Below are 20,002 nucleotides of genomic sequence, written 5' to 3'. Positions count from 1 at the left end.
AGTGCGGTCTTGGCCCTCTCATCCTAGTCACCTATCGTTTTGTTGTCACTATTCGTAACCACTAGGGGATCCTGTGCCTGTCACACCTCGCCGCACACTCGTCCATCGCCCGTCAGGCGTCGAAATCCGGCGGGTCAGGGCCAACGGCATCGACCTCAACGTGGCTCTCGCCGGCGAGGGGCCGGCGGTGCTGCTGCTGCACGGCTTCCCGCACACCTGGCAACTGTGGACCGACATCCTGGACGGCCTCGCGGGTCAGTACCGGTTGATCGCACCGGACCTGCGAGGAACAGGCGCGAGCACGCGCGCCGTGGACGGCTACGACGCCGGCACGCTCGCGACCGACGCCGAAGCCCTCCTCGACGCGCTCGGGGAGAGCTCGGTGGCCGTGGTCGGCATTGACGCCGGTACCCCACCGGCTTTCCTTCTGGCCATGCGCCGCCCCGGCCTCGTCCGGCAGCTCGTGGTCATGGAGTCACTTCTGGGCACACTGCCGGGCGCCGAGGAATTCCTCGCCCACGGCGCACCGTGGTGGTTCGGCTTCCACGCCGTGCCCGGTCTCGCGGAAACCGTACTCATCGGGCACGAAGCCCAGTACATCGACTGGTTCCTCAACGCAGGCTCTCTCGGGGAAGGCGTCGATCCCGCTGTCCGAGACGCCTTCGTCCGCGCGTACACCGGGACCGAGGCCCTGCGCTGCGCCTGCTCGTACTACCGTGCGCTGCCCACGAGCGCCGCACAGATCAAGGAAGCCACCAGTACGGGCCGGTTGACCGTACCCACCATGGCCATCGGAGCCCACCCGGTGGGCGGAGCCCTTGAACAGCAACTACGGCCGTTCACCGATCATCTCGTCGGCCACATCATCGAAGACTGCGGCCACATCATCCCGCTGCACCGCCCCGAGAGGCTGCTCAGCCTTCTCGAACCGTTCCTCGCCTCTGCGGGGCCAAGCGTCGAGCCTCGCGCGGGCAGCTGGTGATCCTCGCCGAGGGCCGCCGTCACCCCGCGGCCTTCTCCATGGCTTCGTTCACTTCGAACAGCAGCGTATGGGCGTCGGTTCGGGCAGCAGCCGGCGATCTCGAAGGCCGCGGATGTCCATGAGAGATGATTCCGGCCTGGCCCGGCTCCGTCCTCCTTCCACCGGACGAAGCACCGGCGGTTCGGTTCAGCGGACGGCAGACAGCGGGTCGCCTCGTTGCCGGGGTCCGGCATGGTGGTGCGCCGAAGCCGGTGAGATCATCACGGCAGAAGTGATCAAGGAGAAAGAAAGAGAGGCCCGTGTCCACGTTCTTCCTGGTTGTGAGCATCCTGATAGCCCTCGTGCTCGGTGGAGTGGGAGCGTCGACCCTGGTGACTGGCCGCGTCGTCCTTCCCTGGTTGAGCAGCCGCGTGAGGCGACCCGGGCTCTGGGGTGCTGGCGCCCTGCTGCTGGCAGGAGCAGTCGCGGGCGCGCGCATCATGCCTTTCGAGGCCAACATGGCGCTCATGCTGGCCGGTCTTGCCCTGATCGGGTCGGCTCAGATTCTTGGGGGTCGGGAGCCCCGGCAGGACGAGTGACACCGCGCATGGACCGCGGTGGCATGCGAGGGACTGCCGGAGCGGCGGCACAGGAACAACCGGCGGCACTCTCATATCGAGAACCCGCAAGCGGACAGGCCGCCCTCTTGGGAGCCAGGCCCGGAGCAGTTGTACGGCCCCGGGCTGAAGGTGGCGACCGCGCTGAACGGTTCGCGCCCGCCCTGCCGTCCTGAGACGTCAGGGGCCCTCCCCTCCGGCAGCCCGCGAGCCATCACACCTCAGCGCACGGTGATGACCAGCTTCCCCGTGGTGCGGCCGGTCATCCCCAGGGCGTGGACCTGCCGGTGGAACGCGTCGCCCACAGGGTCGCCACCTCCACCTCGCTGCGGCGGCACCTGACGGCCGAGGCGGGAGTCGCCCCGCGGCGGGTCAGGGAGCGCCCGCCGCGTCAGCGGCTGATACCACTGCGGGCGCGCGAGCCCGGCAAGATCCAGACGAGAGGCCCTAGATCGTCGCCGCGTCGATCACGAAGCGGTAGCGCACGTCCGAGGCGAGCACACGCTCGTAGGCCTCGTTGATCGCGCTCGCCTCGATGAGCTCGATCTCGGCACCGAGGTTGTGCTCGGCACAGAAGTCGAGCATCTCCTGGGTCTCGGCGATGCCGCCGATCATTGAACCGGCGAGGGTCTTGTTGCCACCGATCAAGGAAAACAGGTTGAGGGCGACGGGCTCCTCGGGGGCGCCGACGTTCACCAGGGCGCCACCCGTCTTCAGCAGACCCAGGTACGCGCCGAAGTCCAGGGGCGCCGACACCGTGGAGAGGACGATGTCGAAGGTACCGGCCAGGTCCGCGAAAGTGGCCGGGTCGCTGGTGGCGTAGTAGTGGTCGGCGCCGAGCTTCAGGCCGTCATCCTTCTTGCGCAGCGACTGGGAGAGAACCGTGACCTCGGCGCCGAGGGCGTGCGCGATCTTGACGGCCATGTGGCCGAGGCCGCCCAGGCCGACCACGGCGACCTTCTTGCCGGGGGCCGCGCCCCAGTGCTTGAGCGGGGAGTACGTGGTGATGCCGGCGCAGAGCAGCGGCGCGGCCACGTCCAGCGACAGTCCGTCCGGGATGCGGACGGTGAAGTTCTCGTCGACGACGACCTTCTGGGAGTAGCCGCCGTGGGTGGGCTCGCCGTCGCGGCCGATGGCGTTGTACGTGCCGGTGTTCCCGCGCACGCAGTGCTGCTCCTGTCCGGCCTCGCAGTTCTCGCACTCGCGGCACGAGTCGACCATGCAGCCGACGCCGACCCGGTCGCCGACCTTGAACTTCGTCACGCCGGAGCCGACCTCGGAGACGACGCCGGCGATCTCGTGGCCGGGCACCATCGGGAAGATGGCCTCGCCCCAGCCCTCGCGGGCCTGGTGGATGTCGGAGTGGCAGATGCCGGCGAACTTGATGTCGATCAGAACGTCGGACTCGTCCACCGTACGGCGCTCGATCGTGATGCGCTCCAGCGGGGCCTTGGCGCTGGGGGCGGCATATGCAGCAACAGTCGTAGTCATGCCTCCACAGTGCCGCCTCGCCTCCTGTTCACCCAGGTCACCGCTTTGCGTACGTCCAGTGGTCCTACTACTGACGGGGTCAGGCTCCTGGTCGTACGACCAGGAATACTTGGAAGCATGGACGACACTCCCGCCACGGACGACGGACAGGCGGCCCTCCCCGACGGGCTCGACCGCCGGGCCGAGCTCAGTAAATTCCTGCGTACCCGGCGTGCTCGGCTCAAGCCGGAGGATGTGGGGATCCCCTCGCACGGACGGCACAGGCGGGTGCCGGGACTGCGGCGCGAGGAGCTGGCGCAGATCGCCGGGGTCTCGGTGGCGTACTACACACGCCTGGAGCAGGGCAACGGGCGCAACGTGTCGGCGGAGGTGCTCGACTCGATCGCGCGCGCCCTGCGCCTGACCGACGCCGAGCACGCCCACCTCACCCACCTCGCCAAGCCGAAGCAGCAACGCAGGAAGTACCGGCTGCCCGAGCGGCAGCACGTACGGGTGGCACTGCGGCACCTGCTCGACTCGATGGAGGGCATGCCCGCGTACGTCAGCGGGGCACGCTCGGACATCCTCGCCTGGAACAGAACGGCGGCGGCGCTGTTCGGCGACTGGGGCAAGCTGCCGCCCGCGGAGCGCAACTGGGCGCGGCTGACCTTCCTCTCCCCCGCCTACCGCGACCTGTTCCTGGACTGGGACTCCAAGGCGTCCGACATCGTCAGCCTCCTGCGGCTGTACGCGGGGCAGCACCCGCAGGACCCGGACCTGTCGGCGCTCGTGGGTGAACTCTCCGTCAAGAGCGACGAGTTCAGGCGGCTGTGGGCCACGCACGACGTGAAGGAGAAGGGCCACGGCGTGAAGCGGATGCGGCATCCGCTGGTCGGCGACCTCACTCTCGCGTACGAGACGATGCCTCTCCCGGACGACCACGGACAGGTCCTGTGCGTGTACCACGCGGAGCCGGGTTCCGCGGCGGCGGAGGCCCTGCGCCTCCTCGCGAGCTGGGGCACGGACACGGTCCGGGCGGGCGGCCAGGCACCTCGCCCCTGAAACCCTGGGGTGGGGCGCCTGGGGTTCGATGGTCCGGGCGAGGCCACGCCCCCTTCCTCGGCGGCGTCGCTCGCGACGCCTTCGGAAGCTACGACCTGGTCTGGGTCGTGCTCGGCGCGGTATGCGCCGTCGCCGTGCCGGCCTCCCTGCTCATGCGCGGGGGTACGTGAGGCCGGTTCCGCGGATCTCGTCCAACGGGTACGGGGTCTCCCTGCTCTCGTGTCGCAGCGTGCGGAAGAAGTCCGCCATCACCGCGGTGAGCGGCGCATGACGGGTGAGAATGGCCGCGGCCACCTCCGGGGCTCCCGTGGGGCGCCGGCCTTGCGCGTAAGCGCGCACCTGCGCCTCGCGGTCGTCTCTTCCGTATCCGTACAAGGCGGTGACCAGCCAGTTCACCAAGTGGCTCGCCGTGTAGCAGCGGTCGTAGGTCTGATGCCGGTGGAAGAAGTCGACCTCCTCCTGGGACAGTTCGAATCGGGACGAGAGCGCAAGGCCGTAGTCCGTGAAGAACAGGCGCCGACCGTCGGTCAGGATGTTCTCGAAGTGGGCGTCGAAGTGCAGGAGGCCGCGGCCGTTCATGAACGAGATTCCCGCTTCCAGCTCCCGTTCCACCATCGCGCAGGCCCGGTCGGCGGCCGCGCCGCCGGCGTCCATCTGACGGCCCAGCCACCGGTGCAGGTTCTGTGGAATGTACTCCAGGAACAGTGCGAGGCTCGCCGAGGACCGCTGAAGGCCCTCGATCCGGCGGCGCACCTGCGATCCGCCGCCCCAGTAGGCAACAGCCCTTTCCACGTCGGCCAGTTCCTCGGGCAAGGGCGTGGAATCCGGCAGTACTCGCCAGTGATACATCAGGGGAAAGCCCTCGTACTCCCCCGCGCGTACCCAGTTCGTCGTCATGGTGTGCACGGCAAGCTCCCTCCAGGCCCCGAAGCCCGGCCCGCCGATGCCGTACTGGCAGAAGAGCGGCAACGCGAACACGTTCGCCGTGGATCGAACGCCACCCAGGCGCCGCTCCAGATCGGTGAGGGGCACCCGCTTCACGAAGACCGGGGTCCCGGCAACCTCCAGCAACGCCGACTTTCCGCCGATGCCGGAGCCGAGCGGCTCCGCCGAGTCCACGAGTTCGCGCAGCGCGCGGTCATCGTGCAGAGCCAGAGCCGTGGAAACGGCACTGCGGGCGGTCAGACGCGCACCGCGAGACATGTCAAGGTCCTTCACTGCTGCCTCCACCTGGGCATCGGCCTCAACCTTCACCGGTGATGCTCCCACCACGGCCCATAGGGCGGCTGCCGACCGGCCCCACTCACTCCACCAGCGTGGAGAGCATGGAAAGATGAGGCCGTGTCGTCACGTATGCCATGGGGCGAGGATCTCAGGACCGAGCTGGGTTCGCCCCGGCGAACCCGCAGGTTGGGCAGCAGCCCCCGATCACGCGTGTGGCGAGCCGAGTTGGCGGGCACCCCCGTGGTGGTCAAGCAGCTCGTCGACGGCCCGGAAGCAGACGAGAGGTACGCGCGCGAGGTGGCCGCCCTGCGGTTCGCGTCCCGGGTCGACCGTCCGGTGGTGCCGGTGCTCCTGGGCACCGATCCGGGCGAACGGATGCTGGTCCTGGAGCACTTGGAGCATCAGGAGCCGCGCGAGGACTGGATGGTGGAGTACGCGGCGGCGTTGGCCCGGCTGCACGCCGCCACCGGCGCCGACGCCGTCGGCGGTCTTCCGGCCTGGTCGGGCCCGACCCAGGATGATGTCGACTCCTTCCTCCGGCTTGCCCGGACGCTCGGTGTCACGGTGCCGACGGGCGCTCGAACCGAGGCGGACGCCCTGGTGGACCGCCTGACCCGTTTCGAGGGCCATGCCCTGCTGCACGGCGATCCCTGTCCCGGCAACGACATGCACACCAGCGCCGGCGTGCGGTTCATCGACTTCGAGCAGGCGGCGTTGGGCAACGGGATCGTGGAACTGGCCTACCTGCGCATCGGCTTCCCGACCTGCTGGTGTGCCACCGCTCCCGCCCCCGGCATCCTGGACGCGGCAGAGAGCGCGTACCGGACGCAATGGCGCGACGCGACCGGCGCCGAGGTCCAGGGCGATCTCACGGACGCGTGTGCCGGCTGGCTGCTGCGGGGCGACGCCTTGGTCCAGCGAGCCCAGCGCGGGACCGTCGACCACCTGGGCGAAATCCCGGACGGCGACTGGAAGTGGGGCACCGCGACCGCCCGCCAGCGGCTGGTGCACCGGCTCCGGGTCGTCAGCCGGATGACCGCTGGAGGTGGTGAGCTGAAGGATCTCGGAGGGCTTGCCGCGGCCATGCGCGTGAGCATGCTCGCCCGTTGGCCCGGGCTTCAGCCGCTGCCCTCGCAACGGCCGTGATCCACGGTGGCGAGGGGGCGCGGTCGGCGGTCGCGGCCCGCGCCGTGCGTTTAGGACACCGGGCCGGCGGCTGCGGTGCGACCGTCCGGGACGACGACGATCGTCGCGCCGATCTGCTGACGGGTGGGCCGCGCCGCGCTCGCGGCGGGTACGACAACGTTGTCCGCATGTGGTCTGGACTTGCCGGCGGGTGAGTGCTGTGGTGTTCGCGAAGCAAGTCCTCGCGTGTGGGGCGAGTTCCACCGTCCTGCGGGTGCCGTTCCTCCGTGTGTCACCCAGACCTGGAGCGATCACTGTGCTGAGCCTCTTGTCCCCCGCACCACCAGACTCCCCCGTACCACCCGACTCCGGCGGGCCGGACGTACCCGGCGGCGCGCCGCGGCCGGGGTCGCCGCGCTGGTGTTCGCCGCCACCGGCCTCCTCGCCTCGCGTACGGCCCCCGCAGTGGCCGCGGCGGCTCCCTGGGCGCCCGGGCCCGCGCCGATGACGACGCCGTGGACCGACCGGGTCCCCGTCGACCGTCCGGTGCCGGAGTATCCGCGGCCGCGGCTCACCCGGCCCGACCGGGCCGATCTCAACGGCATCCGGGACTTCGCCGTCACGTCTCGCGACGCCGCGCAGCCGACGGCGTTCGGGGAGCAGATCCGGGTGCCGTTCGCGCCGGAGTCCGCGCTCTCCGGTGTCCGGCGCTGGTGCCCGGTGCAGGGCAGCGGCGGCATCCGGCTGTCGGCCGCCGACCTCCCCCGCCAGTACCCGCGGCACATCAACGCGGAGCTGTGGCCGGCTCAGCAGGACGGCACGCGCGCCCGGGACAGCCCCGCCTGTCCCGTCCCGGACACCACCTGGGCGATCACGGCGCCCTGGCCCCCTGAGCACGGCCGCTCCTCCGGCTGCTCGGACCCGCTCAAGGCAGCCGTCCGCCACGGGCGGCCGTTCTTCTTCCTTTCCGCGTACGGCCCCTCATCGAAAGGCGGTACGTCATGTCAGCGCGGACCCACCCCGTCATCGGCGCCCTCCTCGCCCTGTTCCTGGCCGTGTCCGGCCTCGTCGCCCTGCCCGCCCCCTCCCACGCCGCGACGCCTCTCTGCGCCCTGGCGTGCGACACCCTGGACCCCTCGAAGGCGCGGCAGGACGCCTTCCCCGTGCCGGACAGGAACATCAACGGCCGGATACTCCGGCTGCACGTCTCCGACCCGGACACCATGGCCTGGGCGAGCATCGACCGCGGTGTGAGCGGCGACTCGGTCTGGCTGGACCGGTCCTGGGACCGGGGCGCCACCTGGGAACCGCTGCTCGGCAAGGCGAGCGTCCCCGGTATGTGGACCGGCACCCGCACACTGATGTACAACATCAGCGACCCGGTGGCGCACCGGCGCGGCTGGATCCGCGCCTGTGGTGACGCCGCCGGCGTCACCTGCACCGACTGGGTGTATCCGACGGTGTGCGACGGCTCGTTCTGCGACGGCGCCGACCCCGCCACCGCGTCGGGCGACGACACCCCCGTACCGTCGGCCGGTCTCTTCGGGCGCGCCATCAGCCTCCATGTCGACCAGCGCAGCGGCATGGCCTGGGGCGTGATCGAAAGCGGCGGCGCGGGCGACGAGATCTGGCTCGACCGCTCCTGGGACGGCGGTACGAGCTGGCCCGAGGGCTCCTCCCTCGGCCGTACGAGCGTGCGGTCCGGGGCGGCCTCGGCCCGGACGGCCCTGTTCGCCACCCGTGATCCGCGCGGGCTCCTGTACGGCGGGGCGGTCCGTGCCTGTGGCCGCGAGGCCTCCCACCAGCAGGGCGGTTGTACGGCCTGGGTCAGGCCGGCGCCGACCCGGGCGCGCGCGGCGGCGGACGCGCTGATGGCGTCGTACCACCCCGGTGAGGGCTGGTGGCGGAGCAGTTGGTGGAACTCGGCCGTCGCGATCACCTCGGTCGTCGACTTCGCCGAGCGGACCGGGCGCCACGACTACGACTGGGCGATCGCCCGTACCTTCGAGCAGAACCGCGGCGTGTTCCCGGCGGGCGCGCGCGGCTCGGATCCGGTCGAGGGCCACTTCATCAGCCGCGCCGTCGACGACGCGGCCTGGTGGGCGGTGGCCTGGCTGGCGGCCTACGACTACACGGGCGAGCGGCGCTACCTGGACGAGGCGGTCACGATCGCCTCGTACGTCCACCAGCACTGGGACACCGGCACGTGCGGCGGCGGGGTGTGGTGGGACCGCGAACACACCTACAAGAACGCCGTGACCAGTGGGCTGTACCTGTGGCTGACGGTCTCGCTGCACGAGCGGCTGGGCGGCGACACCGTGTGGGGCGCCCGCGCGGCCACGGCGGCGGACTGGTACCTGGCCAGCGGGATGATCAACTCCGCGGGCCTGGTCAATGACGGGCTGACCAGTGGCTGTGGCAACAACGGTCAGACGGTGTGGAGTTACAACCAGGGTCTCGCCATCGGCGCCTTCACCCAGCTGTGGCGGTCCACCGGGAGCGGTCGGTACCTGGACACGGCCAGGCGGCTGGCCGACGCGGCGATCTCCTCGCCGGCGCTGACGGAGGGCGGTGTGCTGACCGAGTCCTGCGACGTCGGCACGAGGTCCTGCGACGACAACCAGAAGCAGTTCAAGGGCATCTTCATGCGGCACCTCGCCGACGTGGCGGACGCCACCGGGTCGGCCTCCTACCAGGCGTTCATCAGGAAGCAGGCCGACTCGATCTGGGCCACCGACCGGGACTCCCTCAACCGCCTCGGCCAGCGCTGGTCCGGCACATCCCCCAACGCGGCCGACTGGCGCACCCAGGCGGGCGCGCTGGAAGCGCTGACGGCCGCGGCGGGTCTTCCTGGTTCGGGCTGACCCCAGGCGGTCGCGGGCCCACCGCCTGAGGGGGGCACGCCCGCCCCGCTCTCACCGGCGGGCTTTCCAGCAGCCCCAGGCGAGGCAGGCGAGGAGCGCGGTGACCGCGAGGTCACCGGCGCCGATCGGCGCCCCGGTCTCCTTGGAGGCGATGCTGCCGACGGCGAGCGCCGCGAGGAGAACCGCCAGCCCCGTCCAGAATCTCCTCACGGCCACCCCCTCGCGGATCCGGCCCCCACCGTACCGTCCGCGCCCCCTGACCGGCGCGGGCGGTCGGCTGTCCGGTGAGCCTGAGGTGCCCGTGCCGCGGCCTCAGGGCGTGCCCGGCCGGTCGCCGTTCCTGGCAGCCCCCTCGGTTCCGTCGGCGGCCCGTACCAACGCCGGATCCGCCGCCGGATCCGCCGAGTCGATCATGGCGCAGGAGTTGCGCCAGACGACGGAGAGCACACAGCCGGGCACGACGGCCAGGCCGAGCAGCGGCGCCTGGGCCACGATCACCAGTGTGACCCCGAGCAGCCCGAGGTTCATCAGGCCGAGCCGCCAGCGGCGTATCAGTGCGTACGGCGCCGCCAGGAGGGGGTGTCTCCTCGCGTGCGGCGCGTCGTACGCGAGGCAGGCCATCGCCACGACGCCGGAGCCTCCCGCGACGAGTACGGCCACGACGAGCAGCGGCACCAGCGCGAGCCCCCACGTCGAGTCGCGCAGGACGAACACATCGGTCGCGGCCATGGCGATCACCAGTACGCACGGTGTCCACAGGAGCAGCGCCCGGCCGAACAGGCGCCGGTAGGCGCGCGGCAGTTCGGCGGCCGGGGCCCGCTCGTCGTCGTCGGCCCGGCGCAGATAGCCGAAGACGGCGGCGAGCGACGGGCCGATACCGAGCGACAGGAGCCCGAAGAACACCGGGTACCGCCACGGCTGGTGGGCCACGTGGAGGGCGGCCAGCAGCGGCAGGTTCGCCGCCGCGAGGCCGAGGTTGACCACCAGGACCCGGTGGACGAACGACCAGATCAGGTCCCAGGACCCGTATCCCACGTTGAGCCGGGGACGCCGGGCGGTGACGGGTGCGCCGCTCATCGCATTCGCCTCACTTGATTCCGCTGGTGGCGATTCCTCGCACGAAGTAGCGCTGGCCGAGGAGGAAGACCACCAGGATGGGCAGCACCGACAGCACGGACCCGGTCATGATCATGGCGTACCGGGTGTCGTACATCCCCACGAACTGGCGCAGACCGAGCTGTACGGTCCAGAGGCTGTTGTCCGTCAGGTAGATGAACGGCCCCATGTAGTCGTTCCACGTGTTGACGAAGGTCAGCAGCGCGAGGCTGGCCAGCGCCGGTTTGGAGAGCGGAAGGATCATGCGTGCCCAGATGCCGTACTCGCTGAGCCCGTCCAGGCGCGCCGCCTCGCTGATCTCGTCCGGGATCGTCAGGTAGAACTGGCGCATCAGGAAGACCCCGAACGCGCCGAACGCCTGGAGCAGGATCAGCGAGAGGTGGGTGTTCACCAGCCCGAGCTTCTCCATGATGATGTACTGCGGAACCATGTAGGCCTGCCACGGCACGGCGATCGTCGCGATGTAGCCGAGGAACAGCGCGTCGCGGCCCGGGAATTGCATCTTGGCGAAGCCGTAGGCCGCGAAGCTTCCGGTGAGCACCTGGAGCGCGGTGATGACGACGCTCAGGAAGAGTGAGTTGCTCAAGTAGGTGAGCAGCGGGATGTCGGTCCAGATCCGGGAGAAGTTCTCCCAGTGGAACTCCTTCGGTATCCACTGGATCGGCGCGGTGAAGACCTCGTTGTCCGTCTTGACCGAGGACGTCAGCATCCAGGCGAACGGCAGCAGGATCGCCGCCGCCAGCACGATCAGGCATATGTGGAGCAGCACCTGGCCGGCGATCCTTCCGGCTCCGCTCCGGGCGCCGGGCCGGGCCGGTGCCGGGGCGGCCGGTGGCGGCGCGGTCGCCGTGCTGTCCTTTCGCAGCGTGGTGGTGTTCATCGGTCGACCCTCCGCTGGAGCTGGAACTGGACGACGGTGATCGTCAGGACGAGGAGGAAGAGCACCAGGGAGATCGCCGAGGAGTATCCGAACCTGCCCTGGGTGATGCCCTGGCGGAAGATGAGCTGCGAGAGCACCAGCGTCGAACGTCCCGGCCCGCCGTCGGTCATGACCTGGACGAGGTCGAAGACCTTGAAGCTGGACACCGTGAGCATGACCAGGACGAAGAAGGTGGTGGGACGCAGGCCCGGCAGCGTCACGTGCCGGAACCGCTTCCACGGGCCGGCGCCGTCCACCCGCGCGGCTTCGTAGAGTTCGCCGGGGATGGCCTGGAGCCCGGCGAGGTAGAGCACCATGTAGTACCCCATGTCGCGCCACACGCTGGTGATGATGAGCGCGGGCATCGCCCAGTCGGTGGAGGTCGTCCACCCCGGCGGATGGGCGACGCCGACGTAGGTCAGGAACTGGTTGACGGGCCCCATCTCGGGGCTCAGCAGCATGTTCCACACGACGGCCACCGCCACCAGCGAGGTGATGTACGGGAAGAAGAACGCCGTGCGGAGGATTCCCACGCCCTTGAGCTTCTGGTTCAGCAGTACCGCGAGGCCGAGGGCGGCCACCAGGGTGAGGGGGATGTGGCCGGCCGCGTACCAGGAGGTGTTCTTGAACGCCGTCCAGAAGTTGGCGTCGTCGAGCATCCGCCGGAAGTTGTCGAGCCCGATCCATTCGGGGGTCGAGTACGAGTTCCAGTTGGTGAAGGCCAGCAGCAGCGATCCGAGTACGGGGATGAGCGTCAGGGCCGCGAAGCCCAGGAAGTTCGGGAGGATGAAGCTCCAGCCGACCAGGGTGTTACGCCGGCGCCGGCGCTTGCCGGCGGTGGTGGTGTCGGAGGGTGTGGTCACTGGACTTCGGACTTCACTCGCTTGTTCATCTCCTCGATGCCCTTCTCGGCGGACTTCTCGCCGGACATCACGAGTTCGTGCTCCTCGGTGAGGATCTGGTCGATGTCGGAGGACTTGTCGCTGACCGGCATCTCCAGCTTCACGGCGTCCGGGGCCATGGCCTTCCTGGACAGGTCGTCGGACGGCATGCCCTTGACGGCGAAGTACGACTTCATGACCGCGTCACCCGTGTATGAGGGCACGACCCCGACCTTGGCGATGGCCTCCGCGCCCTTCGGCCCCGAGGCCCACCGCACGAACTTCTCGGCCTCCGCCGATCGCCGCGCCTTCTTGTTCACGGCGAACGCGGTCGGCGAGCCGAACGTCGTCGTCCTTCCGTCGGCCGTGATCTGCGGCATCGGCGCCATGCCCCAGTCGACGTCGGTCTTGCCCTGGGCCTTGTCCTCCAGCAGGCCGGCGGCCAGCCAGCTCCCCATCGGCACCATCCCGACCTTGCCGCTCTCGAAGATCGTCTTGTAGGTGACCTGCTGGCTCTTGGCCGTCGCGAACGGCATCGTGGCACCGGCCTTCTGGAGGTCCAGGGCCGTCGCGTACTGGTCCTTGAAGAAGCCGTAGTCACCGCTGAGCAGGTCGCCACCGGTCTGGGCGGCGGCGGTCGCCTGGACCACCGAGCGCCAGGTCTGCAGGTAGGTGCCGTAGACCTTGGAGGTGCCCTCGCCCTGGGTGATCTTCTTCGCCAGGGTCGTGTAGTCGGCCCAGGTGAGCTTCGACAGGTCGGCTCCGGCCGGCTCGACGAGCGCCTTGTTGTAGAAGAGCACCCAGAAGTCCTGCCGGTAGGGCATCGCGTAGTAGTGGCCGTCCAGATCGAACGGCTCCAGTCCGGAGTAGGAAGCCTTGTCGAGGGCCTTCACGTCGTCGTCGAGGGACTTCAACTGGCCGCGGGTGGCGTACCGCGCGTAGTCGGTGACGTTCTTCATCGTCAGTACGTCGGTGGAGTCACCGCCCGCGAGCATGGTGGTGACCTTGTCGGCGTAGTCGTCGGCCAGGATGTCGACCGGCTGTACGTCGATCTTCGGGTTCTCCGCCTCGAAGCCGTCGATCAGCGCCTTGAACTCGGGGGTCGTGTCGTAGTTCCACAGCGCGATCTTGACCACCGTACGGCCGTCGGAGGTGGTGGCGGACTCGCCTCCGCCGCCGCATCCGGCGGCGAGCAGGCTCACGGCGACGGCGGCCGTCAGGGCTCTTGCTGGGGTCTTCCTCATGATTTGCGGCTCCTTCGAGTTGTCTGTTCTTGCCGGATGGGGCGCCCTGCGCACCCGCCCGCGCGGGTGCCGAGGCGCTCAGGCGCTCAGTCCCAGCGCCCAGTTCTCCGCCGTGATCTCCGTCCGCAGAGGCTGCCGGGCGGACCAACGTGCCAGTTCGTCCATCGCGTGGTCGGTGAGACGTCCGATCTCCGAACCGAGCGAACCTGCCACATGGGGGGTGATCATGACGCGGGCCAGTCGCCGGAGCGGAGAGCCTGCGGGCAGCGGCTCGGGCTCGGTGACGTCGAGGATGGCGAAGAGGCGGCCCGCCGCGCACTCCGCGGCCAGCGCGTCGGAGTCGATCAGGCTGCCGCGCGCGGTGTTGATCACTGTCGCGCTGTCGGGCAGCATGCTCAGCTCCGCCGCGCCGATCAGCTTCCTGGTCTCGGGGAGTTCGGGCGCGTGCAGGGTCAGTACGTCGACGCGCGGCAGCATGTCCGCGAGATCGACCAGGGTCGCGCCCGCCCGGCCGACCTCGGCCGGATCCGCGTACGGGTCCGCGACCAGGCAGGTGGTGTCGCCGAGGACCTTGAGCAGGTCGACGACCTTGCGGCCGATCCGTGAGAAGCCCACCACCCCCACTGTTCTGCGGAAGTTGGACAGGTCCCCGTACCCGGTGACCGTGCCCCAGCCCTCGTAGGCGCGCCGTTCGTCGGCGGCGAGGAAGGGAGCCTTCTTGCCGGCGAAGATGATGGCCGCCAGTGTGTACTCGGCGACCGGAGTCGCGTTGGCGTCGGCCCCGCTGGTCACGCGGATCCCGCGGCGCCACACCTCGTCCCCCACCAGGCCGCGCACACTGCCCGCGCAGTGCAGCACCGCCTTGAGGGCCGGGGCGGCGGCGAGACGCTCCGAGGTGAGCCGGGGAGCGCCCCACGACGTCAGCATCACCTCGACGTCGGCCAACCGGGTCCGTACCGACGGGGAGTCGAGGTCGGCGGTCCACACCGGCTCGCCCAGTTCCACCAGACCCGCCAAGCGTTCGAGTCGGGCTGCGTCGAAGTGCGCGTCGAAGCTCTGCCTGTCCATCACGACCAGCGCCTGGGGCTTCGTCTGCATCGGGTGTCGAGTCCTTCCCATGGGCGCGGGCCGTAGCCGGCGTCGCCCAGTCCTTGCCGTACAGATGTTCCTTGCCGAACACGTTGGAATAGAGATAGTGGTGAGGCGTACGGATTCACTAGAGGTCGCACATGAACGAAGCGAAACGTTCAGAGTCGAACAGAGACAAGGTCAGGTGGCCAGATGACGGAGGAGCGGCTCTTCGCCCTGCAGCGCCGGGAGCGGCTGATGGACGAGCTGCGTCGGCACGGTTCGCTGCGGGTCCGGGACGTGGCACGGGCCCTGGGCGTCAGCGAGCTGACCGTACGGCGCGACATCGCCGCGCTCGCCGCCCGTGGCCTGCTCACCCGCGTACACGGCGGCGCCACCCTGCCGACCGGTCTCGACACGGTCCAGGCACGCCGCCCGCGCCCCGCGTCGACCCCGTTCACCATCGGCATGGTCGTGCCTTCGCTGGACTACTACTGGCCGCAGATCGTGAGCGGGGCGCGGAGCGCGGCCGTCGCGCTGGGTGTACAGATCCAGTTGCGCGGGTCGAGTTACGACCAGGCCGAGGACCGCCGTCAGATCAGCCGGCTGATCGCCGCCCAGCAGGTCCAGGGGCTGCTGCTCGCGCCGAACCTGGAGGGCGAGGGGCTCGACGAGATGATCGACTGGATCGGCGACCTGCCGGTGCCCGCCATCCTCGTCGAACGGCAGATACACCGGTGGACCCCGACACCACGCCAGTTGGGATGGGTACGCAGCGATCACGCGCTCGGCATGGAGATGGCCGTGCGCCATCTCCATGAGCACGGCCACCGCAGGATCGGACTCGTGCTGTCGAAGGGCAGCCCGACCTCGGCCCATCTCGCCCAGGGATGGCACAAGGCGTGCGCGGAGCTGGGCCTGCCGGACGGGTTCGTGGTCAGGGAGAGCGTCGCCCTCGACGTCCCGGGGCACCGGGAGATCATCAGGTCCGTCCTGGACCGGTCCCGGACGTCACGGATCACCGCCCTGATCGTGCACAGCGATCCGGACGCGATGTCCGTCGCCCAGTACCTCACGGAACAGGGGCTGAACATACCCGGGGACATGGCGATGGTCAGTTACGACGACGAGGTGGCCCACCTCGCGGAACCGGCGATGACCGCGATCCGCCCGCCCAAGTCCCGCGTCGGGCGGGTGGCGGTCGAGATGATGGTGTCCCGGCTGCGGGAGGGACGGCGCCATCCCGTCCAGCGCGTGCTCGTCCTGCCGGAACTGGTCCTCCGCAACTCGTCGGTCAGGACGGCGACGGGCGTCTGACCGTACGCCGCCTCAGGGGGCCCGTTCGATCCGTACCCGCAGCGGGAGGGCGGCTCCGCCCCGAGTGCGGGAGGGGCCGGTGCGCAGGGTCAGCCTGGTCAGCCGGTGGCCCCAGGAGCGGCGCAGGGTGGGGTCGGCGATGGGCTGGTGTTCGAGACCGCCGGTCAGCAGCGCGGGGTCCCAGGTGAGCTGGAGCGCGCCGCCGCCGGGTGTGCCGACCACGGCCCGGCCCTCGTGGAGCCGTACGTCACCGGCGAGGACGTGCCGCAGAGCGAGCGCGGCGGGCCCGGCGGCCGGTTCGTCCGTGACCACGAGGTGCGCCGCTTCACCGGGGGTGGCGCGTACCAGCCGTACGGTACGGCGCAGTCCGCCGAGCAGGCCGTCGGGGTAGGCGGGCGCGAGGTCCGCGGACCACGCGGTGGCGTGGTCGCCGACCTCCGCCCGTACGTCGCGGGCGCGGTGCGCGGCGCCCGGCAGTTGGCCGGCGCCGGGGTCGGGCACGTTGTGCCAGCCGCTGCGCAGCGGCCAGGCGTCGTAGCGGTCGGGGCCGAAGCTGGCGGCGGTGTACGTGGGCTGCCCGATGTCGACGATCACCGGCTCGCCGTCGAGGGCGACCCAGTAGGAGCCGACGTCGAGATGGTTGTGGCGTTCGTCGTTGTGACCGCCCTTGACGGCGAGGGCGAGCCCTTCGGCGGTGCCGGCGCGCTCCCTCGCGACGAGCACCTGCACCCGGGGCAGCCAGACGTCCCGGGGCAGCCAGGCGCCGTTCCCGCTGGGGACGGGGCCGCCGGCGCGGATCACGGTGTCCCGGCCGGTCGCGGTGCGCCAGGCGGGGTCGGACAGCCCGGCCAGCGCGCGGCCGAGGCCGTCCTCGTGGCTCGCGGTGACGCCACGCGCCACGCCGCGGGCCAGTGCGTGGGCGCTGACGTCGGGGTCGCCGAGTCGCCTGCCCCAGCCGAACAGGACGTGCCAGGGCTGCTCGTCGGGGAGGCGGGCCGGCGCGTCGCCGACGTTGACGTACCACGGTCCGCCGAAGTGCATGCGGTAGGGGTAGCGCACGAGTTCGGCGAGCACCGGCAGGCCGCGGGCGTCGCACGGCGTCCCGCCGACGGCGGCGAGCAGGTCGAGCGCCTCCATCAGACGGCAGGCGCCGAGCCACCAGTAGGCGACGCCTTCGTCCACGCCTCCGTCGTCGGGCAGCACGTCGACGAAGTGGTCGAGGCCGACGGCGGCCAGGCGGACGAGTTCGGCGCGTTCCGCGTCGTCGTCGCAGAGCAGGAGCGCCGCGGTCAGCACGGAACCGTGCACCCACGGGTTCCAGTTGTGGGCGTCGCCGTCGAGGCCGATCCAGTGCCAGTCCCTGATCCGCAGGAAGGGTTCGAAGACGCGCAATCTGACCTCGCGCCGCAGCCTGCGCCGCAGCCCGGGGACCCGCTCGTCGAAGTGGGGTCCCAGTACGTGATCGGCCCAGGCCAGCAGTGAGGCGACCTCGGCGGCGCCGAGGTCGAGGAAGGGCTCGTCGGGGTCCGGTACGGACTCGCCGCGCCGCGTGGTGAAGCGGTCGTGCGGCGCCCAGCACCAGGTGGTCGCCTCGGCGAGCGCCATGAGCGCGTCGGCCGCCGCGTCGAGGTACGGGGCGGTGCCGGGCGGCGCCTGCGCGGGCGCGGACTCCCCGGTCAGTACGGCCGCGAGGACGAACAGCGCCGTACGGTGACGCAGCGCGCGGGCCTGGTCCTCGTACGCCGTGCGCACCCCGTCGCGGAAGGCGCGGGCCCAGTCGGACGCGCGCAGCACCGGTCCGGGGCGGCCGAGTTCCTTCTCGGCCGCCCCGAGGAGCGCGGCGCGGGTCGGCCCGTCCACCGCGTCCCAGACTCCGCGGTCGGTCACCGGGGGGACCGGCACCCGCCGGGGGGCGTCCCGCAGCTTCTCGGGGAGTTCTTCGGCCCGCGCTATGTTTGCTACCGATCGAAAATGTTCGTTCACGCCGATGAGTATGGTGGTTCTCCGGGGTTTTGGCCTCTGCCCTGTCGAAGCCGGAGGACGCGGGTCCCTACAGCACTCCCTTGCGCCACTCGCGGATCAGCAGATATCCGAGGTACGCGCCTCCGATGGCCAGGGTGTAGATGCCGACCGGCAGGTCCTCGAAGAGGGGCAGTTGCTGCGCGCAGAGGTCGGCGAGCACCAGCAGCAGGGCGCCGACCAGGGCGGAGAGCATCAGGTGGGGGCCGGAGCCGCGGGTGAGGCGTTTGGCGATCTGCGGGGCCGTCAGGGCGATGAAGGCGATCGGGCCCGAGACGCTGACCGCGCCGGCGGAGAGGACGATCGACAGGACGACGGCCATCGTCTTCGTGGTCCTGGGCTCGGAGCCCAGCCCCGCGGCGATCTCGTCGCCCATCTCGGCGATGTCGAGACGGCGCGCGATCAGCGCGGTGCAGGGGGCCACGACGAGCAGGACCAGCCAGATGGTGCCGGCGTGCTCCCAGGACCGGGCCGCCAGGCTGCCGTTGATGTAGGCGGTCAGGACGGCCGCCTTGTCGCGTTCCACGGCGTAGACGACGTACTGGGTGATCGCCGTGGCGATCGCGGCCACCCCGATCCCGGCGACGACGAGGCGTCCCGGGTTACGGAATCCGCTGCCCGTGGACACGTACACCAGCGCCATGGCCAGCACCGCGCCGACGAGGGCGCCGAGCGGTACGGGTACGGTGCCGGGCAGCAGGAGCGCCACGATCGCGGCGCCCGCTCCGGCGCCGGCGCCCAGCCCGATCACGTCGGGGCTGCCCAACGGGTTGCGGGTGACGGACTGGAAGAGGGCGCCCGAGAGTCCGAGCGCCGCGCCCGTGCCCACCGCCACGGTCAGCCGCGGGCCGCGCAGCCGCTCCAGGACGAACACATCCGTGCCCCGGGCCCCGCCGGTGACGGCGGCCGGGAGGTCCGCGAGGGCGATGCCGAGCCGTCCCAGCGACAGGGTGGCGACGGCGGCGGCCACGGCCAGGACCACCGTGACGAGGGCGATGACGACGGACCTGCGCCGTACCGGAACCGCCACCGTGCGGCCGAGCGTGAGATAGCCGCGCGGAGCGGCGGTGCGGACCATGCTCTGATTCCCCGTCATGTGCTGCCCTTCATCCTGCGCACGGCCACCAGCAGCGCGGGCGCCCCGACGAACGCCGTCACCACACCGACCATCAGCTCCTGCGGACGCAGGACGATCCGGCCCAGGACGTCCGCCAGGAGCAGCAGCGCGGGGCCGGCGACCGCCGAGAACACGATCTGTATCCGGAAGTCGACGCCGACGACGGCGCGCACGATGTGCGGCACCGCGAGGCCGACGAAGGCGATGGGGCCGACCGCGGCGGTCGCCGCCGCGCTCAGCAGGGTGGCCGCGACCAGCCCTCCGGCGCGGACGAGCGCCGGGTTGGCGCCGAGGGAGGCGGCCGACGCGTCGCCGAGCGCGAGCGCGTTGAGGCCGGGGCCCAGCAGCAGGGCCAGGAGGAGACCGGTCGCGGCGAACGGCAGCACGGACCAGAACACGTCGAAGTCCCTGCCGCCGAGCGCGCCGACCACCCAGTAGCGGTAGCTGTCGAAGACCTTCGGATTGCTCAGGGTCACCGCCTGGATGAACGCCATCAGCACCGCGGAGAGGACGGCTCCCGCCAGTACCAGCCGCACCAGGGACGTACTCGCGCCCGCGGAGCCGATGACATGGACCAGGAATCCGGCCAGCAGGGCGCCGGGCAGCGACCACCACATCGTCTCCGAACGGCCCGTCGCGCCCAGGAACGCCGTCGCTGCGACGACGCTCGCCGCCGCACCGGCGTTGATCCCGAGCAGCCCCGGATCCGCGAGGGGGTTACGGGTGACACCCTGCATCAGGGTTCCGGCGACGGCGAGGCAGAGACCGGCGAGGACACCGAGCGCCGTCCTCGGGTAACGGCTCTCGACCACGGTGGCGACATAGGGGTCGGCGGTCCCCGCGAGGACGTCCATGACATCCCCGAACGAGGTGGTCCTGCTGCCGAACATCACACTCGCGATCACCGCGAGGACGAGCACGACGGCCCCGGCGAGCAGGGCGTACACCCGGCGGGGGGGGGGGGGGGCCGGGCGGGGGGCGGGGGCCGGCGCGGCCGG

17 protein-coding genes and 1 pseudogene are annotated in these 20,002 nt (G+C 70.8%); 7 read left to right on the top strand and 11 right to left on the bottom strand.

From position 1 onward, the window contains the following. Positions 1 to 73: 73 nt before the first annotated feature. Together ACFXPL_RS14105 and ACFXPL_RS14100 are read left to right on the top strand one after the other, a co-directional pair. Positions 74 to 982 carry an alpha/beta fold hydrolase gene (locus tag ACFXPL_RS14105; RefSeq protein ID WP_384917684.1) on the top strand — a complete coding sequence of 303 codons (909 nt, stop codon included), beginning with the start codon at positions 74 to 76 and terminating at the stop codon, positions 980 to 982. A gap of 299 nt (positions 983 to 1,281) precedes the next feature. Further along, on the top strand, positions 1,282 to 1,560 hold the full coding sequence (locus ACFXPL_RS14100; RefSeq protein WP_384917681.1) for a hypothetical protein: 279 nt from the start codon (positions 1,282 to 1,284) through the stop codon (positions 1,558 to 1,560). A 465-nt stretch (positions 1,561 to 2,025) separates the two neighbouring features. On the opposite strand, the gene ACFXPL_RS14095 is transcribed toward ACFXPL_RS14100, so the two are convergent. Then, the gene (locus ACFXPL_RS14095) at positions 2,026 to 3,069 is read right to left on the bottom strand and encodes an NAD(P)-dependent alcohol dehydrogenase (protein WP_384917678.1); all 1,044 of its coding nucleotides are present in this window, start codon (positions 3,067 to 3,069) and stop codon (positions 2,026 to 2,028) included. A gap of 117 nt (positions 3,070 to 3,186) precedes the next feature. Here ACFXPL_RS14095 and ACFXPL_RS14090 point away from each other — a divergent pair, with 117 nt between their 5' ends. Next, complete coding sequence (locus ACFXPL_RS14090; protein ID WP_384917674.1) at positions 3,187 to 4,110, top strand: helix-turn-helix domain-containing protein; 924 nt, start codon at positions 3,187 to 3,189, stop codon at positions 4,108 to 4,110. Between the two features lie 150 nt (positions 4,111 to 4,260). Here ACFXPL_RS14090 and ACFXPL_RS14085 read toward each other — a convergent pair whose 3' ends face one another. Further along, complete coding sequence (locus ACFXPL_RS14085; protein ID WP_384917878.1) at positions 4,261 to 5,313, bottom strand: protein kinase family protein; 1,053 nt, start codon at positions 5,311 to 5,313, stop codon at positions 4,261 to 4,263. Positions 5,314 to 5,451: 138 nt separating this feature from the next. Between ACFXPL_RS14085 and ACFXPL_RS14080 the strand changes: the two genes are divergently transcribed. The 3 genes and pseudogenes from ACFXPL_RS14080 (at position 5,452) to ACFXPL_RS14070 (ending at position 9,323) form a co-directional block, all read left to right on the top strand. Beyond that, a complete protein-coding gene (locus ACFXPL_RS14080) occupies positions 5,452 to 6,480 on the top strand; it encodes a phosphotransferase family protein (RefSeq protein ID WP_384917671.1) in 1,029 nt (342 codons plus the stop codon). A gap of 396 nt (positions 6,481 to 6,876) precedes the next feature. After that, positions 6,877 to 7,170 (top strand): annotated as a pseudogene (locus tag ACFXPL_RS14075) (glycoside hydrolase family 2); the annotation flags it as partial. A gap of 290 nt (positions 7,171 to 7,460) precedes the next feature. Further along, on the top strand, positions 7,461 to 9,323 hold the full coding sequence (locus tag ACFXPL_RS14070) for a glycoside hydrolase family 76 protein (protein WP_384917668.1): 1,863 nt from the start codon (positions 7,461 to 7,463) through the stop codon (positions 9,321 to 9,323). 51 nt (positions 9,324 to 9,374) lie between these two features. Here the strand turns inward: ACFXPL_RS14070 and ACFXPL_RS14065 are convergent, their stop codons facing one another. The 6 genes from ACFXPL_RS14065 to ACFXPL_RS14040 all read right to left on the bottom strand — a co-directional run bounded on the left by ACFXPL_RS14065 (position 9,375) and on the right by ACFXPL_RS14040 (position 14,581). Further along, positions 9,375 to 9,533, bottom strand: a complete 159-nt coding sequence (locus tag ACFXPL_RS14065) for a hypothetical protein (protein ID WP_384917665.1) — start codon at positions 9,531 to 9,533, stop codon at positions 9,375 to 9,377. A gap of 102 nt (positions 9,534 to 9,635) precedes the next feature. Further along, complete coding sequence (locus tag ACFXPL_RS14060) at positions 9,636 to 10,400, bottom strand: hypothetical protein (RefSeq protein ID WP_384917662.1); 765 nt, start codon at positions 10,398 to 10,400, stop codon at positions 9,636 to 9,638. A gap of 10 nt (positions 10,401 to 10,410) precedes the next feature. Next, positions 10,411 to 11,319, bottom strand: coding sequence for a carbohydrate ABC transporter permease (locus ACFXPL_RS14055; RefSeq protein WP_384917659.1), 909 nt, complete (start codon positions 11,317 to 11,319; stop codon positions 10,411 to 10,413). Continuing rightward, positions 11,316 to 12,221, bottom strand: coding sequence for a carbohydrate ABC transporter permease (locus ACFXPL_RS14050; RefSeq protein ID WP_384917656.1), 906 nt, complete (start codon positions 12,219 to 12,221; stop codon positions 11,316 to 11,318). The genes ACFXPL_RS14055 and ACFXPL_RS14050 overlap by 4 nt, the downstream gene beginning before the upstream one ends. Then, complete coding sequence (locus tag ACFXPL_RS14045) at positions 12,218 to 13,483, bottom strand: ABC transporter substrate-binding protein (protein ID WP_384917653.1); 1,266 nt, start codon at positions 13,481 to 13,483, stop codon at positions 12,218 to 12,220. The genes ACFXPL_RS14050 and ACFXPL_RS14045 overlap by 4 nt, the downstream gene beginning before the upstream one ends. Before the next feature lie 78 nt (positions 13,484 to 13,561). Next, positions 13,562 to 14,581 (bottom strand): hydroxyacid dehydrogenase, encoded by a 1,020-nt coding sequence (locus tag ACFXPL_RS14040; protein ID WP_384917651.1) that lies wholly within the window; start codon positions 14,579 to 14,581, stop codon positions 13,562 to 13,564. A 183-nt stretch (positions 14,582 to 14,764) separates the two neighbouring features. Here ACFXPL_RS14040 and ACFXPL_RS14035 point away from each other — a divergent pair, with 183 nt between their 5' ends. Next, positions 14,765 to 15,868 (top strand): substrate-binding domain-containing protein, encoded by a 1,104-nt coding sequence (locus ACFXPL_RS14035; RefSeq protein WP_384917648.1) that lies wholly within the window; start codon positions 14,765 to 14,767, stop codon positions 15,866 to 15,868. A 12-nt stretch (positions 15,869 to 15,880) separates the two neighbouring features. On the opposite strand, the gene ACFXPL_RS14030 is transcribed toward ACFXPL_RS14035, so the two are convergent. From ACFXPL_RS14030 to ACFXPL_RS14020, 3 genes are all read right to left on the bottom strand, one after another. Continuing rightward, positions 15,881 to 17,755 carry a heparinase gene (locus ACFXPL_RS14030; RefSeq protein ID WP_384917645.1) on the bottom strand — a complete coding sequence of 625 codons (1,875 nt, stop codon included), beginning with the start codon at positions 17,753 to 17,755 and terminating at the stop codon, positions 15,881 to 15,883. Positions 17,756 to 17,918: 163 nt separating this feature from the next. Then, on the bottom strand, positions 17,919 to 18,965 hold the full coding sequence (locus ACFXPL_RS14025) for a FecCD family ABC transporter permease (RefSeq protein WP_384917876.1): 1,047 nt from the start codon (positions 18,963 to 18,965) through the stop codon (positions 17,919 to 17,921). Between the two features lie 14 nt (positions 18,966 to 18,979). Further along, the gene (locus tag ACFXPL_RS14020; RefSeq protein WP_384917873.1) at positions 18,980 to 19,894 is read right to left on the bottom strand and encodes a FecCD family ABC transporter permease; all 915 of its coding nucleotides are present in this window, start codon (positions 19,892 to 19,894) and stop codon (positions 18,980 to 18,982) included. Positions 19,895 to 20,002 lie beyond the last annotated feature (108 nt).

Origin of the sequence: Streptomyces sp. NPDC059092 (assembly GCF_042756365.1) — a bacterium.
GTDB lineage: Bacteria > Actinomycetota > Actinomycetes > Streptomycetales > Streptomycetaceae > Streptomyces.
The sequence above is the reverse complement of the archived record's forward strand: the minus strand, read 5'-3'. Positions and strand labels throughout refer to the sequence as shown.